Source organism: Streptomyces sp. NPDC001380 (assembly GCF_042895785.1).
Classification (GTDB): domain Bacteria; phylum Actinomycetota; class Actinomycetes; order Streptomycetales; family Streptomycetaceae; genus Peterkaempfera.
On the sequence record NZ_JBIAWP010000016.1, the window covers coordinates 113,585 to 127,592 of the forward strand.

13 protein-coding genes and 1 pseudogene are annotated in these 14,008 nt (G+C 78.2%); 5 read left to right on the plus strand and 9 right to left on the minus strand.

All coding sequences use genetic code 11. The features are described from left to right. Positions 1 to 596: 596 nt before the first annotated feature. Together ACFY07_RS20220 and ACFY07_RS20225 are read right to left on the minus strand one after the other, a co-directional pair. Entirely contained in the window at positions 597 to 1,352 is a 756-nt protein-coding gene (locus ACFY07_RS20220) for a hypothetical protein (protein ID WP_390870286.1), read from the minus strand. Positions 1,353 to 1,683: 331 nt separating this feature from the next. Further along, positions 1,684 to 2,479, minus strand: a pseudogene (locus ACFY07_RS20225) (SDR family oxidoreductase); the annotation flags it as partial. 406 nt (positions 2,480 to 2,885) lie between these two features. Here ACFY07_RS20225 and ACFY07_RS20230 point away from each other — a divergent pair. Continuing rightward, positions 2,886 to 3,851 (plus strand): SDR family NAD(P)-dependent oxidoreductase, encoded by a 966-nt coding sequence (locus ACFY07_RS20230; RefSeq protein ID WP_390870287.1) that lies wholly within the window; start codon positions 2,886 to 2,888, stop codon positions 3,849 to 3,851. A 244-nt stretch (positions 3,852 to 4,095) separates the two neighbouring features. Here the strand turns inward: ACFY07_RS20230 and ACFY07_RS20235 are convergent, their stop codons facing one another. The 4 genes from ACFY07_RS20235 to ACFY07_RS20250 form a co-directional block, all read right to left on the minus strand. Beyond that, positions 4,096 to 4,602, minus strand: coding sequence for a DinB family protein (locus ACFY07_RS20235; protein ID WP_390870289.1), 507 nt, complete (start codon positions 4,600 to 4,602; stop codon positions 4,096 to 4,098). A 253-nt stretch (positions 4,603 to 4,855) separates the two neighbouring features. Then, on the minus strand, positions 4,856 to 5,710 hold the full coding sequence (locus tag ACFY07_RS20240) for an N-acyl homoserine lactonase family protein (protein ID WP_390870291.1): 855 nt from the start codon (positions 5,708 to 5,710) through the stop codon (positions 4,856 to 4,858). A gap of 125 nt (positions 5,711 to 5,835) precedes the next feature. Continuing rightward, the gene (locus tag ACFY07_RS20245; protein WP_390870293.1) at positions 5,836 to 6,861 is read right to left on the minus strand and encodes a TerC family protein; all 1,026 of its coding nucleotides are present in this window, start codon (positions 6,859 to 6,861) and stop codon (positions 5,836 to 5,838) included. Between the two features lie 66 nt (positions 6,862 to 6,927). Further along, entirely contained in the window at positions 6,928 to 7,392 is a 465-nt protein-coding gene (locus ACFY07_RS20250) for a universal stress protein (RefSeq protein ID WP_390870295.1), read from the minus strand. Between the two features lie 265 nt (positions 7,393 to 7,657). On the opposite strand from ACFY07_RS20250, the gene ACFY07_RS20255 reads away from it, so the two are divergent. Next, positions 7,658 to 8,044, plus strand: coding sequence for a helix-turn-helix transcriptional regulator (locus tag ACFY07_RS20255; RefSeq protein ID WP_390870297.1), 387 nt, complete (start codon positions 7,658 to 7,660; stop codon positions 8,042 to 8,044). A gap of 250 nt (positions 8,045 to 8,294) precedes the next feature. Here ACFY07_RS20255 and ACFY07_RS20260 read toward each other — a convergent pair whose 3' ends face one another. After that, a complete protein-coding gene (locus ACFY07_RS20260) occupies positions 8,295 to 10,007 on the minus strand; it encodes a RecQ family ATP-dependent DNA helicase (RefSeq protein ID WP_390870298.1) in 1,713 nt (570 codons plus the stop codon). Positions 10,008 to 10,368: 361 nt separating this feature from the next. Between ACFY07_RS20260 and ACFY07_RS20265 the strand changes: the two genes are divergently transcribed. Both ACFY07_RS20265 and ACFY07_RS20270 read left to right on the plus strand, forming a co-directional pair. Then, positions 10,369 to 10,845 (plus strand): VOC family protein, encoded by a 477-nt coding sequence (locus tag ACFY07_RS20265; protein ID WP_390870300.1) that lies wholly within the window; start codon positions 10,369 to 10,371, stop codon positions 10,843 to 10,845. A 187-nt stretch (positions 10,846 to 11,032) separates the two neighbouring features. Then, complete coding sequence (locus tag ACFY07_RS20270; RefSeq protein WP_390870302.1) at positions 11,033 to 11,377, plus strand: hypothetical protein; 345 nt, start codon at positions 11,033 to 11,035, stop codon at positions 11,375 to 11,377. A 148-nt stretch (positions 11,378 to 11,525) separates the two neighbouring features. Here ACFY07_RS20270 and ACFY07_RS20275 read toward each other — a convergent pair whose 3' ends face one another. After that, entirely contained in the window at positions 11,526 to 11,741 is a 216-nt protein-coding gene (locus ACFY07_RS20275; protein ID WP_230652541.1) for a hypothetical protein, read from the minus strand. A 478-nt stretch (positions 11,742 to 12,219) separates the two neighbouring features. Here ACFY07_RS20275 and ACFY07_RS20280 point away from each other — a divergent pair, with 478 nt between their 5' ends. Beyond that, positions 12,220 to 12,837, plus strand: a complete 618-nt coding sequence (locus tag ACFY07_RS20280; RefSeq protein WP_390870304.1) for a hypothetical protein — start codon at positions 12,220 to 12,222, stop codon at positions 12,835 to 12,837. Positions 12,838 to 12,995: 158 nt separating this feature from the next. Here the strand turns inward: ACFY07_RS20280 and ACFY07_RS20285 are convergent, their stop codons facing one another. Further along, positions 12,996 to 13,949, minus strand: coding sequence for a LysR family transcriptional regulator (locus ACFY07_RS20285; RefSeq protein ID WP_390870306.1), 954 nt, complete (start codon positions 13,947 to 13,949; stop codon positions 12,996 to 12,998). Positions 13,950 to 14,008 lie beyond the last annotated feature (59 nt).

The following is a 14,008-nucleotide window of genomic DNA, read 5'->3' on the forward strand; positions in this document are numbered from 1 at the left end:
CGACCCGGCGCCGGTCGGCAGCGGCGGGACCCCGAACACCACCGGGTCGGACGAGCAGCAGCCCGAGATCGCCGAGGGGCCGGTCCCGGGCCTCCAGCCCGGCGAGGAGGTGGCACGCACCGGCCACCGGCCACCGGCCACCGCTGGAGGTCGACCCGCCCGGGGGCTCCGCACTCCCCCGCGCCGCGTCCGGCGACCCGGAGGCGGTCCGTCGCCAGAAGGAGCAGGGAGGGCCCTGAACCGGGCGGGGCGGCAGTCCCGGCGCGGGGTGCGGACGGCAGCGCCGCACCCCCGCCGCCGGACCCGGCGGGGCGGTGGGGCGCGGACGCCCCGCCGCCTCATCTCCTCACCGCCTCGCGGTCTCACCGCTTCACCGCCTCGCGGTCTCACCGCCTCACCGCCTCGCGGCGTCCGGCGTCCGGCGGAGAGGACTTCGTCCGGGCGGCAGCGGAAACGGGACTGCAGGGCGTCCGCCTGGACGGCCCGCCGGACCCGGGAAGGGCCGCGGACCCGGGAGCGGCTCGCACGGACCGTGCGCGTGCCGCCCCGGGCGGCCCCGGGGCGGCGGGGAAGCCGTGCAGGGGCGTTCCGGCCGCTCAGCCGGCCCCGCCGGTGTCCCCCTGACGCCGTCGCCTGCCGAGGACGCGTGAGAGCAGGACCCCGAGGAGGACGAGGGCGGCGCCCAGCCAGGCGGGCCCCGCGCCGAGGGCGAGGACGACCACCCCCACCGGGACGAGGTAGCCCGTCAGCGGCAGCAGCAGGTCGGCCAGGGGCGGCGCGGGCGGCGCGGGGACACCCGCCTCCCGGCGCGCCCGTGCGCGCACCACGTCGGGGTACCACGTGGTGAAGCGGAGGGCGGCGAGGATGGCGCCGATCTGGATGATCCAGCCCGTCCACAGCTCGTTCGGGTCGTGCAGCACCAGGTCGCCGTACGCGCCGGCGGCGGCCGCGACAAGGAAGGCCGCGGCCCAGGCCCCGGTGACCACGTAGTTGGTCCGCACGAAGACCGGGTCGTCCCAGAGCTCCCGCGGGGTCTCCTCGCGGGCGTACGGGAGGGTGAACGGCCGGCGGACGGCGATGGAGCCGCAGGCGATGGCGGCGAGGGCCAGGTTGGAGAGCTCGCCCGCGTACGTCTCCAGCCAGCGGTGGGTGCCGGCGGAGGCGAAAAGCCCGATCACGGCGAGGACTGCGAAGAAGGCGACGTCGCAGAGCTCCAGCAGCTTCCACGTCCGGCCGGAGTGCCGGAGGTGGCCGCCCACGACGATCACGAGCGCCAGCACCAGGGACAGGACGACCGCGGTCTCGAACCGCCCCGGGCCCACCAGGACCGAGAAGACGATCCACGGCGCCATCCCGACGACGGGACTGTCAAGCAGCGCCGGGAGGCGCCCCCCGGGCCTGCCGGCAGGGGCCCGGTCGGCGCCCGACCGGTCGGCGGCGGCAGGCCCGGCTGCGGGCCCGGTGTCCTGGCGGGCCTTCCTCATCACGCCACTCCCTCGTCCGTCCCCTGGAGCGGCCCCGCGGCAGGCGCACCCGGCCGCACGGACCCGGTGCCGGGCGGGCCGGGCGACGGACGGGCCCGCCTCCCCCCAGCCTAGGAGCCCTCCCGCGGACCGGCGACCCGTCCCCGCTCGGTGCGCGGCAGGGCGGGCCCCGTGCCGCGCCGCCGTGGCGGAGTCGCTGCGGCAGGGGCGTGCCGCCGGTGGCGTTGACGACCTCGCCGGCGGTGCAGCCCGCCTCCTGCGAGGCGGGGAAGACGTGAGCGGGGGCCGTCTCGGCGGGCTGCGCAGGCCGTCCGATCGGCGCCTGCCTCCCGAACTCCGCGACCTTGCCGGCGGGCATGGCCGCGGGGATGAGCGGGGTCCGCACCGGTCCGGGCGCGACGGCGTCGACGCGGACCCCCTCCGGGGCGGGCTGCCGGGCGGGGCCGTGGGTGAAGGTGACGGCGGCGCCCCTGGTGGTGGCGTGCTCCAGGAGGTGGGGGCCGGGCCGGTGCGCCTGCACGGAGGCGGTGTCGATGATGCAGTCGCCCGGCCCCAGGTGCGGGAGGGCGGCCCGGCAGAGCCGGAACATCGCGTGGACGCCGGTCTCCATGACCCGGTCGGACCGCCCGGTGGTGAGGGCGGCGAGGCCGTCCGGCCGCGCCGTCCGGAGGGCGGCGTCGTTGACCAGGACGTCGGGGCCGCCCGATCCGGCGACGACACGCTCCACGAGGCCGGTGCGCTCCCCCTCGCTGCCGCAGGTCGCACGGGACCGCCGGCGCCCGGCGCCCGGCGCCCTCCACCAGGCGGACGGTCTCCTGTGCGTCCTTCTCCCCGTCCGCCGGGTACGCGGTCGCGGCGTCGGCCCCCTCCCGGGCGCAGGCGAGCGCGACGGCGCGGCCGATGCCGGAGCCGCCGCCGGTGGCCGGGGCGCAGCGGCCCCCCGGGCGGCCGGTCCCCCGGTGGGTGCGCTCGCCGTGGCCGGGCTCCGGGGCCATCTCCGTGCTCAGGCCCGGGTGCGGCCGGTCCCGCCGGGGGAGGTCGGGCCGCGGGTGCCGGTCGCGGGGGGCCTGGGGGGTGGACCGGTCACGGGCCGTCGTGGGGCTCCTCAGGGGCGGACTGCGGTACGGGACCGGCAGGGCGCGGTCCGGTCGTGCACCTGCCCGGCCGTTCCCGCCGCCAACGGCCCGGGACGGCCCGACGCCCGGACGGACCCGCGGCCGGGCCGGGGGCGGGCCAGGGCCGGTGGCGGCCGCGGCGCGCCGCCCGGCCGGGGACGGACTCCCCCGTGTGGGCCGCCCGCAGGTGGGCAGCCGTCCCCTGGAGCGGGGCCGGGCGCCCCGGGCGCCGCCCCGCCCGCCACCGGCCGGGACCGGCCCGGCCGCAGAGACCCCGGAGCGGCTCATGACAGCACCCCGCCGGAAGGGCCGCCTCCGCGGCCGCACCGCCCTGGTCACCGGCTCGTCGCGCGGCCTGGGACTGCAGCTGGCCCGCGAACTCGCCGGACGCGGCTGCCGCGTCGTGCTCTGCGCCCGCGGCGCCGAGGAGCTCGCCGCGGCCGAGGCGGAGCTGCGGGCGTGGGGCGCCGAGGCGGCCTCGGTCGCCTGCGACCTGACCGACCCCGAGGCGCCGAAGCTCCTGCTGGACACCGTCCACCGGTACTTCGGCCGCCTCGACGTGCTGGTCAACAACGCCGGCGTGATCCAGGTGGGCCCGCTCGGCGCCCTGCGCGAGGAGGACTTCCGGGAGGCGATGGAGACCATGCTCTTCGCGCCGCTGCGGCTGACCCTGGCGGCCCTGCCGGACCTGCGGGCGGGCCGGGGCACCCTGGTGAACGTCTCGTCGGTGGGCGGCCGCATCGCGGTGCCGCACCTGCTGCCGTACGTGGCGGCGAAGTTCGCCTCGGCCGGGCTGTCGGAGGGGCTGCACGCGGAACTGGCGCAGGACGGCGTGCGGGTGACGACCGTGCTGCCGGGCCTCATGCGCACCGGCTCCCACACCGCCGCCCGCTTCCACGGGCGGCCGGGGGCCGAGTACTCGTGGTTCGCCGCGGCCGCCTCGATGCCCTTGCTGTCGATGGACGCCGGGCGGGCCGCGCGGGCGATCCTGTGGGCCGCCGAGCGGGGGCGCGCCGAACTCGTCCTGACCCCGGCCGCGAAGGCCGCCGTGCGGCTGCACGGCGTGGCGCCCGCGACCACCACCCGCCTGCTCGGCCTGGCGGCGCGGACGCTGCCGCGCCCCGGGGACCGCCCGGACCACGCCGTGCCGGGCGCCGCGGCCGCGGGCCGCTCGCGGCTGCCGGGCTGGGCCACCGCCCTCGGCGACCGGGCCGGGCGGCGCCTGCACCAGGAGCCTCCCGCGGCGGGGTGACGCGGCCCCGGCCCCGGCGGGGTCCGCCGCCCGTCCCCCGGCCGGTACCGGCCCGCGCGGCCGGGCGGGCGGGGACCGCCCCGGAGGAGGCGTCCGCGGCGGAGCGTCCGTGGCGGGGGCACGGGACGCGCGGAAGCGGGTGGCGCCGTCGGCAGCGGGTCCCGGGACGGAGCGGGCCCGCGACCGGTCCGCCGCCGGGTCCGCTCCCGGGGTCCGGCGGACCGGCCCTCAGGCACTCAGCCCCTCAGGCCCCGACGGTCCCGTCGACGGCCTCGCGCAGCAGGTCGGCGTGGCCGGAGTGCCGGGCGTACTCGTGGACGAGGTGCATCATGACCAGGCGCAGGGAGACGTCCTCGCCCCAGCGCGGCTGGTGGAAGGTGACGTCCAGCGACTCGGCCTCGCGCTCGATGCGGCGGGAGTGCGCGACCTCGGCCTGCCAGGCGCCGAACGCCTCCTTGCCGGTCGCCGCGGCCACGTCGAACGCCACCTGGAAGTCGCCCTGGTCGGACCAGACGAGGGGCAGGTCCTCACCTGCGGCCGTGCGGCGGAACCACACCCGCTCCACCTCGGCCATGTGCCGCACCAGGCCGAGCAGGGTCAGGTCCGAGGTGGGCACGGCCCGCCGCCGCAGGTCCTCGTCGGAGAGGCCGTCGCACTTCATGGCGAGGGTCGCCCGGTGGAAGTCGAGGAAGGCGCGGAGCATCTCGCGCTCCCCCGCGATCACGGGCGGTCCGATGCGTTCGGTGGTCACGGGCGGTCCTCCGGGTGCGAAGAGCGGGACGGGTGTGACAGGAGCAGCTCATTGTGCTCCATCGCGCCCCTGTGGCCGGATTCTTTACGGACGGGAGGACCTGACGGCAGGTCGGCGGAGACCGTCCGATCATGGACGGACCGCACGGGCCACCCGGACGGCCGGTCACCGGGGCTCCAGGGCGGCGGGGCGGCGAGGCGGCAGGGCGGGCGCCGTTCGCCGCCGCAGGTCCGCACGACCGGGCGTCACGGGCTCAGGGCGCGGCCGCACCCGGGGCGGGGGCGTGGTGGGAGAGCAGGACACGGGCGCCGGCGTCCGCGAGGGAGGCGAGCAGGCGCTGGGTCCGGAGGTTCGCCGGCCGGTCGGCGGCGATGCCCGGCGGACGGCCGCGGCGCAGCTGCCCGGGGCTGAACGCCGCGTCCCCCGCGACGACGACCGGGGCGTCCCCGCCGAGGACGACGAGGCCCTGGTGGCCCGGGGTGTGGCCGGGCAGGGGCACGGCGTGCACCGTCCCGTCCGGAGTGAGCGCGTGGGAGCGGTCGAAGCCCGCCACCGGGCCGTCGGTCCACCGCGTCGCCGTCGTCCGGCCGTCGCCGGGGAGCCTGCACCGGGTGGACCCCGGGAACGGGCCGGCCTCGCGGTCCCCCACGAGCACCTGCGCGCCGGTGAAGGCCGGCAGGTTGCCGGTGTGGTCGGAGTGGAGGTGGGTGAGGACGACCGTGTCGACGTCGCGGGGGTCGGTCCCCTCGGCCGCGAGGCGGCGGGGCAGGGCGGCCTCCGGCGGCACCTCGATGCGCAGGAAGGCGCGGTGGAAGCGCTCCTGCCGTGCCGACCCGCACCCGTAGTGGCCCCGGGGGCGGTGCTCGGCGTCCCCGGTGTCGACCAGGACCGTGCGTTCGGGGTGGCGGACGAGGAAGGCGTGGATCGGCAGCCACGGCGTCCGGCCGCGTCCGGCGAGGATCGCGGGGAAGGCGAGCGCGTCCGGCCCGCCGAACTCCCGGTGGGCGGGGCGGACGGCCACCCACCCGGCGGTGAACACGGTCACCGTCACGTCCGGGCCGGCCCGGAGGACGGCCGGCGCGGGGATCGGGGGAAGGGCCTGACGCATCGCGCTCCTCCCGTGCGGGCGGTCCGCGGCGCAGCCGGACCGTGTCCACCCACCCTGCCGGACTCGCGGCGCCCGTGCACGCCGGGGCCTGCCGGAGGTCTGCGGCGACCCCGGCGTGCACGGGGTCACCCGTGGCGGTGGACGGCCCGGTCGGCGGGGTCCGGACGGGCGGGGTCCGGAGGCGTCCGGTCGGACTCGGCAGGCCCGGCAGGCCCGGCGGACTCGGCGGGCCCGGCGGCGAGCGACCAGGCGATCGAGGCGGCGAGCACGGCGACGATGACGCCGAGCGTGACCGGCACGGGGAGCTTGCCGACCGGCGTCTCGGAGAGGATGAGCTTGACGCCGGCGAAGGCGAGCAGCACGGCCAGCCCGTAGTGCAGGTACCGGAAGCGGCGCAGGAGCCCGGCGAGGCAGAAGTAGAGGCTGCGCAGGCCGAGGACGGCGAAGGCGTTGGCGGCCCAGACCAGGAAGGTGTTCGTCGTGACGGCGAGCACCGCGGCCACGGAGTCGACGGCGAAGACGAGGTCGGTGGCCTCGACCGCCACGAGGACCACGAGCAGCAGGGTGGCGGTGCGCCGGCCGTTCAGGCGGACGAAGAAGCGGTCGCCGTGGTACCGGGGGTCCGTGGGGACGACGCGGCGGACGAGGCGGACGAGCGGGTTGCGGTCCGGGTGGACCTCCTGGTCGTGGCCGAAGGCCATCCTCCAGCCGGTCCAGATGAGGAAGGCGCCGAACAGGTAGGCGGTCCAGAAGAAGACGTGCAGCAGTTCCGCGCCGACGAAGATGAAGACGAGCCGGGCCGCCAGTGCGCCCAGGACGCCCCAGAACAGCACCTTGTGGTGGTAGGCGTCGGGGACGGCGAAGAAGGAGAGCACGAGGGCGAAGACGAAGACGTTGTCGATCGACAGCGCCTTCTCGATGAGGTAGCCGGCGTAGTAGGTGCCGGCGGCCTCGCCGCCCTGCCAGGCCCACAGGACGAGGCCGAAGGCGAGGCCGGCGGCGATCCAGGCGGCGCTCCAGAGGGCGGCCTCGCGGAAGCCGATGACGTGGCTGTCGCGGTGGGCCAGGAGGTCGACCGCCAGCATCGCGGCGATGCCGGCGGTGAGGGCAGCCCAGGCCCACAGGGGGACGGTGAAGGCGAGGTCGTTCATGGCGGGGCCTTTCCGTGGGGCCGTGCCGCCCGGGCGCGTCCGGTCCGTGCCGGCCGCCCGGAGCGGTCAGGCGGCGGACGGGGCCGGTGCCCGGACCGGGGCGCCGGCACGGCGGACCGGCCCGGGCGTGCCGCCCCCGCCGGGGGCTCCCAGGACAGGCCGCCACGGGGGCGGTACGACGGTGCGGACCTGCGGCCCGCCCCGGAGGGCGGCCGCCTCGACGAGGGCGGGGGCGTCGACGCCGGCCGGTCCGGTGCGGTGGGCGACGACCACGGAGGCGCCGAGGCGCCCGGCGGGCTCCAGCACCCGGGACGCGGCGGCCAGACGGCTCCCGCCGGACGGCAGCGGCACGGTGACGGGGACGCACTCCTCGGCCGCCCGGCCGAGCCGGGCCAGCACGCGGGCGAGGGCGTCGTGCGCGGTGCCGGGGCCGGGGCCGGGGCGGCAGGGCCGGAAGCCCGGCGGGACGACCGCGATCAGGAGCAGGGGGGCGCGGGAGGCGGCGGCCAGGGCGGCGGCGGCGTCGGCCACCCGGAGGTCCGCGGAGCCCCCCGTGAGCACGGCGGCCACCGGGGGGCGGGGCCTCGCGCCGCACGGTGCGGGATGGCCGGTCGGGGGATGCGGGGACGTGGCGGCCATGGCGGTCCTGCCTTCCCGGAGTGACGAACGAAGGGAGGAATATCCCTATTGTCCACCTGCGGGACAAAAGGCGTCAATATTCACACGAATAATACTTCGCATGTTTGCGGGCGTGCGCCGCGGCGGACACCCGAAGCGGGACTCGTACGATGGAGCGGTGAGCGCGTCGCACCCCGGAGGAGACGGGGAGGGCGGTCGCTGGACCTTCCTCACCAACCACGCCCGGGTCCTCCTCCACATCGCCCGGGACCCCGAGGTCAGGCTGCGGGACGTCTCCGCGGCCGCGGGCATCACCGAGCGCTCGGCGCAGGCCATCGTCGCGGACCTGGAGTCCGCGGGCTACCTGACCCGGACCCGCGTGGGGCGCCGCAACCGGTACACCGTGGACCCGACCGTGCGCCTGCGCGACCCCGCCGAGGCCGGGCACCCCGTCGGGGACCTGCTCGGCGCCTTCCTCCACCGGGAGGGCGCCGCCGCCCCGGAGGACCCGCAGGACGGCGGGGGCGCCCCGGACGGGACGGACGCCGCAGGGCCGCAGCGGTAGCAGGCCGCACCCCGGGGGCGTGCGGCCCGGCCCGCGTCCCCGGGGGCGCGGGCCGTGCCCCCGGGGACGCGGGCCGGGCCGCCGGGCCGTCCGGCGACCGCCACGTCGCTCCGGGCGGCGGCCGGCAGGCGATCTCCCCGCCGATGCCGCGGGTTCCGCCGACGACCGGCGCCGGGGGGGCGGGAACCGTGGGCGGGGTGCGCCATGGGCCGGCCGGCCACGGGGGCGGCCGACGCCCCCGGGCCGCCCGTCAGACCGCGGCGAGGAGGTCGTTGCGGAGCACCAGGGGCAGCGAGAGGGTACGGTAGCCGACGGTCTCGAAGAGCACCGTGAGCCGCCCCTCCTCCTCGCTGAGCACCGCGCCGTCGCCCCACTGCCCGTGGCGGACGCGCGCGCCCGGGACGAAGGGGTGGCCGGTGGGCGCGGCGGACTCCGCGGCGCCCGAGGCGCCCGAGGCGGCGGGGGCGGTCCCGGCGAGGACGCCCTCGGCGGCCGCGGCGTCCCCGTCCTCCCGCAGCTCCTCCCGCTCGCAGACGTCGCAGCTGCCGCAGGGGCCGTCCAGGGCCTCGCCGAAGTACCCGAGGAGGAAGCGGCGCCGGCAGCCGGTGGTCTCGGCGAAGCCGCGCATCATGTCGACCCGGGAGCGCTCCAGCTGCTGGCGGGCGTCGCCGAGCCGGACCGCCTCCTCGGCCGCGCGGGCGGCTCCGAAGCCCTCGACCGCGGCCAGCTCCCCCTCGTCGGTGGTGCGCACGGCGCGTACCTGCTCCAGGAGGTTGACGACGGCGGTGAGGCGGCTCGCGGACAGCCCGGTGGCGGACCGCAGGTCGGTCGGCGACACCGGGCCGCGGCGGGACTGGATGCGGCGGGCCACCCGGGCGACGGTGTCCGGGTCGGGGCGCCCCGCGGAGAAGAAGCGCTGCATGCCGAGGTCCTCGGGCCGGTAGGCGAGGACCGCGCGGGCGGGCTCGCCGTCGCGGCCGGCCCGGCCGATCTCCTGGTAGTAGGCGTCCAGCGAGCCGGGCACCGAGGCGTGCAGGACGAACCGGACGTCGGCCTTGTCGATGCCCATGCCGAAGGCGGAGGTCGCCACGACGACGTCGAGGGAGCCGTCGCGGAACCGGTCGTGGACGCCGTGCCGCTCGGCCGCCCGCATCCCGGCGTGGTACGGGGCGGCGTCCAGCCCGAGGGCGGCCAGCTCCTCCGCGTAGGCCTCGGCGTCCTTGCGGGTGGCGGCGTAGACGATGCCGGGCTTGGGCTCGGCGGCGGCGCGTTCGACGACGGCGCGGCGCTTCACCTCGTCGTCCCGGAAGGGGACGACCTCCAGGTGGATGTTGGGCCGGTCGAAGCCCGCCACGACCTCGTGCACGTCGCGCATGCCGAGCTGCTCGACGATGTCGGCCCGCACGGGCGCGGCGGCGCTCGCCGTGAGCGCCAGCACCGGCGGACGGCCGACGCGCTCGAGCGCGTGGCGGAGCCTCAGGTAGTCGGGGCGGAAGTCGTGTCCCCAGGAGGAGACGCACTGGGCCTCGTCGACGACGAACAGCGCGGGCCGGGCGGCGGCGAGCTGCTCCAGCACGTCGTCCTTGGCCAGCTGCTCGGGGGCGAGGAAGAGGAAGTCGACGTCCCCGGCGCTGATGCGGTCCCAGGCCTCGTCGTTCTCGGCCCGCCCCTGGGAGGAGTTGACCGCGACGGCCTCGGGGCCGTCCAGGCGCAGCAGGCCCGCCACCTGGTCGCGCTGGAGGGCGACCAGGGGCGAGACGACGAGCGTGGGGCCCTCCAGGAGCAGCCCCGGCACCTGGTACACGGCGGACTTCCCGGCGCCGGTGGGCATGACCACCACGGTGTCGCGGCGTTCCATCACGGCCTGCATGGCGGCGAGTTGGGCGGGGCGCAGCCGGTCCCAGCCGAAGACCTCCTCGGCGCGTCGGCGCAGACGGGTGGAGGTGGAGGCGGATGCGGCCATGTCGCTCCTCGCGGACGTGCCCCGACAGGCGGGGCGGGGTGGGGCAGGTGAGCGGCAGTTACCCGGGGCGGGGGAAGTTATGGGTGCGTTCGTCCGGCGTGCGGGGGCGGACGGCCGGGGGCCGGGGGCGCGGGCCGGCGACGGGGGCGTGCGGACCGGTGGCGGGGATCCGGTCCCACGCCGGTGCGGGCGGTACGGGGAGGGCGGTCCGGCGCGGGCGGACCGCGCGGGCGGACCGCGCGGGGAGGCCGGGGCACGCGAGGGCTCCGCGCAGGGGCGGCCCGGCCGGCCGATGAGTCCGGGCCGCCGCAGTCGTCCACCCGGTACGGGGACACGCCTGCGACGCCGAGGAGGACGCACCGTGCAGAAGATCACCACGTTCCTGTGGTTCGAGGACAGGGCCGAGGAGGCCGCCGAGCTCTACACGTCCGTCTTCCCCGACTCCCGGATCACGGAGGTGCGGCGGTACGGCGCGGCGGGACCGCTGCCCGAGGGGACGGTCATGACCGTCGGGTTCGAACTGGCGGGGCAGCGGTTCACCGCGCTGAACGGCGGCCCCCACCACCGGTTCAACGAGGCGGTCTCGCTGTTCGTGGACTGCGCGGACCAGGAGGAGGTGGACCGGCTCTGGGAGAGGCTCGGCGACGGCGGGGAGCACGGGCCGTGCGGTTGGCTCAAGGACCGGTTCGGCCTGTCCTGGCAGATCGTCCCGACGGTGCTGGGCCGGCTCCTGGACGACCCGGACCCGGCGGCCGCCGAACGGGTGATGAAGGCGATGCTCGGGATGGGGAAGCTGGACGTGCGGGCGCTGGAGGAGGCCCGCGGGGGTACGGGGTGACGGCGTCCGCGGGCCGTCGGCGGGGCCTCCACGATCGGCCCGCGCGGTGCGGTTCCACGATCGGCGGCGTTCCAGCAGATCGGGTGGCTTCGACGCGTGGGACCGTCTGAGCCGGTGTCCGGCGGGGGACGGTTGCGATGTCCGATTCCGTACAGGTGCCCCGCACCTGATGCGACAGGAGATCGCCATGCGCGTTTCCCGCTTCGCCGCCGCTCTCGGCGTGGCCGCCGCCGTCGTCCTGGGCGGCGCCGGCGCCGCCCAGGCAGCGGCCCCGGCCGCCCCCGCCGCCCACTCCGTACAGGACCGCGACGGCTGGCACCGCGGTGACGACGGCCGCTTCGGCCACGACGAGGGCCGGCACCACGAGCGCTGGGGCCACCGCCACCACCGCCACCACGAGCGCTGGGGCCACCGGCACCACCGCCACCACGAGCGCTGGGGCCACCGGCACCACCGCCACCACCACCACCGTTTCGGCCACTTCGGCCACTTCGGCGGCTACGGCCACGACGGCGGGCACCGCATCGGCTGACCCGGCTCCCGCCGGGACGTGAGCCGGGCCCGTGGCCCCCACCGCGAGGGCGGGGGCCACGGGCCCGTGCCGTGCTCCGCCCGGGCCCGCCGGGAGACCGGCGGGCCCGGGCGGGGTGCGCGTACCGGGGCGGCGGGCCCCGGCCGGGTCACTTCTCGTACGTCGACAGCGCCAGGCCGAGGGCGAAGAACGTGGGTGCCCACTCCCCGACGAAGATGCCCCAGCGGTCGGCGCGCTCCTCGCCCTTCTTCTCCACGCTCATCGAGGCGCGCCAGGAGATGACGGAGAGGACGATCGAGGCGAAGCCCGCGGTGTAGGCGTGCTCGGCGCGGATACCGGAGTCGTGCAGCTTCTTGACCAGCATCGGAGTCTCGCTTTCAGGCCCGGGCACGCGTCGCTGCCGGGCACCCGGGTCGGCGGTGGGGCGGCCGGATACGGCCGGTCGGGCCCGCGGGCCCGCTCCGTGGGGGGACGGGCCCGCGGTCGGACGCACCACGGGTCGGGCGCGCCGCGGACCGGTCAGCGCCGAGCGGTCCGCCCCTCCACTCCACCACCCCTGCACGGCATCGGCCCGGGTGGCGGGGCCGGACGGGTGATCGGCAGACCCGCGGGCCCGGCGCGGCGGCGCCCCGGCCGCCCGGGCCGGGCACGCGGGGCGGGGACACGGCGTACGGGGTGCCGGGGGCGCGCCGCGGGGGCGGGGCCCGCAGGAGGGTGCGGCGGCGGGGACGGCGACGGGCCGTCAGGTTGTCCGGGACGGGGTGCATCCAGGGGTGCGGAGGCGGCGGAAGCAGCGCGTGACGGTCACGGCGGCCGTCCTGTTGCGAGACCAGGGAGTCCTCATGAGCATCCGTACGGCGGTCCGCGTCCGGTCGGCGGCGGTGGTGGCGGCCGCAGCGGTGGTGGCGGCGGGCGCGGGCGCCGCACCGGCGTCCGCGGACGGTCCGGCCTCGGTGAAGGTGACGTCCGGCACCACCCGGGTCGTCATCGCGCCCGCCGTGGCGCGGGCCCTGCTCAAGGCCGGGATCCTGCCGGTGGTGACCCGGCCGGGCCGGCCCGGCCTGGCCTTCCCCTCGGGGCAGCCCACCCTCACCGCGTCCTTCCCCGTCACCGGCGGCCGGCTCACGCCCTCCCCCCTCGGCGGGACGATCGAGCACCGCGGCGGCCTGCGCTTCGTCAACCTGCGCAACGGCGCCTCGCTGGAGGTCCGCGACTTCGTCATCGACCTGGACAAGGGCGACCTGACCGGCCGGGTGGCGGGGACGCAGACCCGGGTGCCGGTCTTCGACCTGGACCTCTCCAAGGCGAAGGTGGACCTGGGCTCGTCCTCGGCCACCGCGTCGGACGTCGGCCTGAACCTCACCGAGGCCGCCGCCGGCGCGCTGGACGCGACGCTGAAGACCAAGGCGTTCACGGGCGGCCTGGCGGTGGGCACCGCCACCACGAACCCGCGCTTCTGATCCGCCGGTCCGCGCCGTCCCGACGGACCGGGACCGCCGGGGGCCGCCGGGGCCCGCACCGCCGCGAGGCCGTGCGGACCCCGGCGGCCCCGCCGTCGTCCGGTCGCCGCCCGCCGCCACCCTCCCGGCGTCGCACGCCCGGCGTCGCACCGCGGCCGTCAGGTCCCCGACGGCGGGTCCGCCGGGGCCCCGCCGCCGCCGCACCGCCGTCCGAGCTCGGCGAGGATGCGGACGCAGGCGCGGACCGCGGGGTGGGTGTCCGTGCCGGTGCGCACGCACGCCTCGACGACCCGGGCCAGGCCGGGGTCGGCGAGCGGCCGGACGGCCGACCCGCCGGGCAGGGCGGCCACGGCTGCCACGGCGGAGCGGGGGACGAGCGCGGCGGCCCCGCCCGCGGCGGCGAGGGCGACCGCACCGGGGAAGTCCGCGGCCGTGTGCCGCACGTCGGGGGTGAACCCCGCGGAGCGGCAGGCGTGCAGGGCGGCCTCCCGGCAGGCGCTCCCGTCGGGGGCCAGCACCCACGGCAGGTCCGCGTACGCCGCCAGGTCCGCGACCGCCCCCTCCGCCTCGCGGGCGCGGCCCTCGGGCAGGACGAGGAGCAGGGGGTCGACGAGGAGCCGGGTGGTGAGGACGTCGGGGGGCGGCACGGTGCCGAGGTTGAGGTACCGGTAGACGACGGCCAGGTCGCAACGGCGGCGGCGCAGCAGCGGCAGGCTCGTCTCGGGCTCCTCCTCGGTGAGGTGGAGCCGGAGCTGCGGAGACCGGACGCGCGCCTCGGCGAGCAGGGGCGCCCCCAGGACGGGCAGGGCGCTGGTGAAGCAGGAGACGCGGAAGGGGCCCGCGACGGCGTCGCCCGTGCCGCGCAGGCGCGCCTCGGCCCGTTCGAGGGCGGCGAGGACGTCGCAGGTGTCCTCCACGAGGGCGGCACCGGCCGCGGTGAGGAGCACCCGCCCCCGGTCGCGGTCGACGAGCGCGGCGCCGGTCTCCCGTTCGAGCTGCCGGAGCTGCTGGGAGACGGCCGAGGGGGTGACGCCGTGCAGGTCGGCGACGGCCGTCACGGTCCCCAGGTCGGCGAGGTCGCGCAGGAGCAGCAGGCGGCGGACGTCGAGCACAAGTTCAGCTTAACCGTTTCGGTAGACGATGTAGCTGGACAGGTGTGCGGGGATGGGGG

Coding starts and splice junctions, on each gene's coding strand:
- ACFY07_RS20240 (WP_390870291.1), bottom strand. CDS start 5,710: ATGCGTCAGGCCCTTCCCCCGATCCCCGCGCCGGCCGTCCTCCGGGCC.
- ACFY07_RS20280 (WP_390870304.1), top strand. CDS start 12,220: ATGAGCATCCGTACGGCGGTCCGCGTCCGGTCGGCGGCGGTGGTGGCG.
- ACFY07_RS20275 (WP_230652541.1), bottom strand. CDS start 11,741: ATGCTGGTCAAGAAGCTGCACGACTCCGGTATCCGCGCCGAGCACGCC.
- ACFY07_RS20260 (WP_390870298.1), bottom strand. CDS start 10,007: ATGGCCGCATCCGCCTCCACCTCCACCCGTCTGCGCCGACGCGCCGAG.
- ACFY07_RS20230 (WP_390870287.1), top strand. CDS start 2,886: ATGACAGCACCCCGCCGGAAGGGCCGCCTCCGCGGCCGCACCGCCCTG.
- ACFY07_RS20270 (WP_390870302.1), top strand. CDS start 11,033: ATGCGCGTTTCCCGCTTCGCCGCCGCTCTCGGCGTGGCCGCCGCCGTC.
- ACFY07_RS20220 (WP_390870286.1), bottom strand. CDS start 1,352: ATGGCGCCGTGGATCGTCTTCTCGGTCCTGGTGGGCCCGGGGCGGTTC.
- ACFY07_RS20245 (WP_390870293.1), bottom strand. CDS start 6,861: ATGAACGACCTCGCCTTCACCGTCCCCCTGTGGGCCTGGGCTGCCCTC.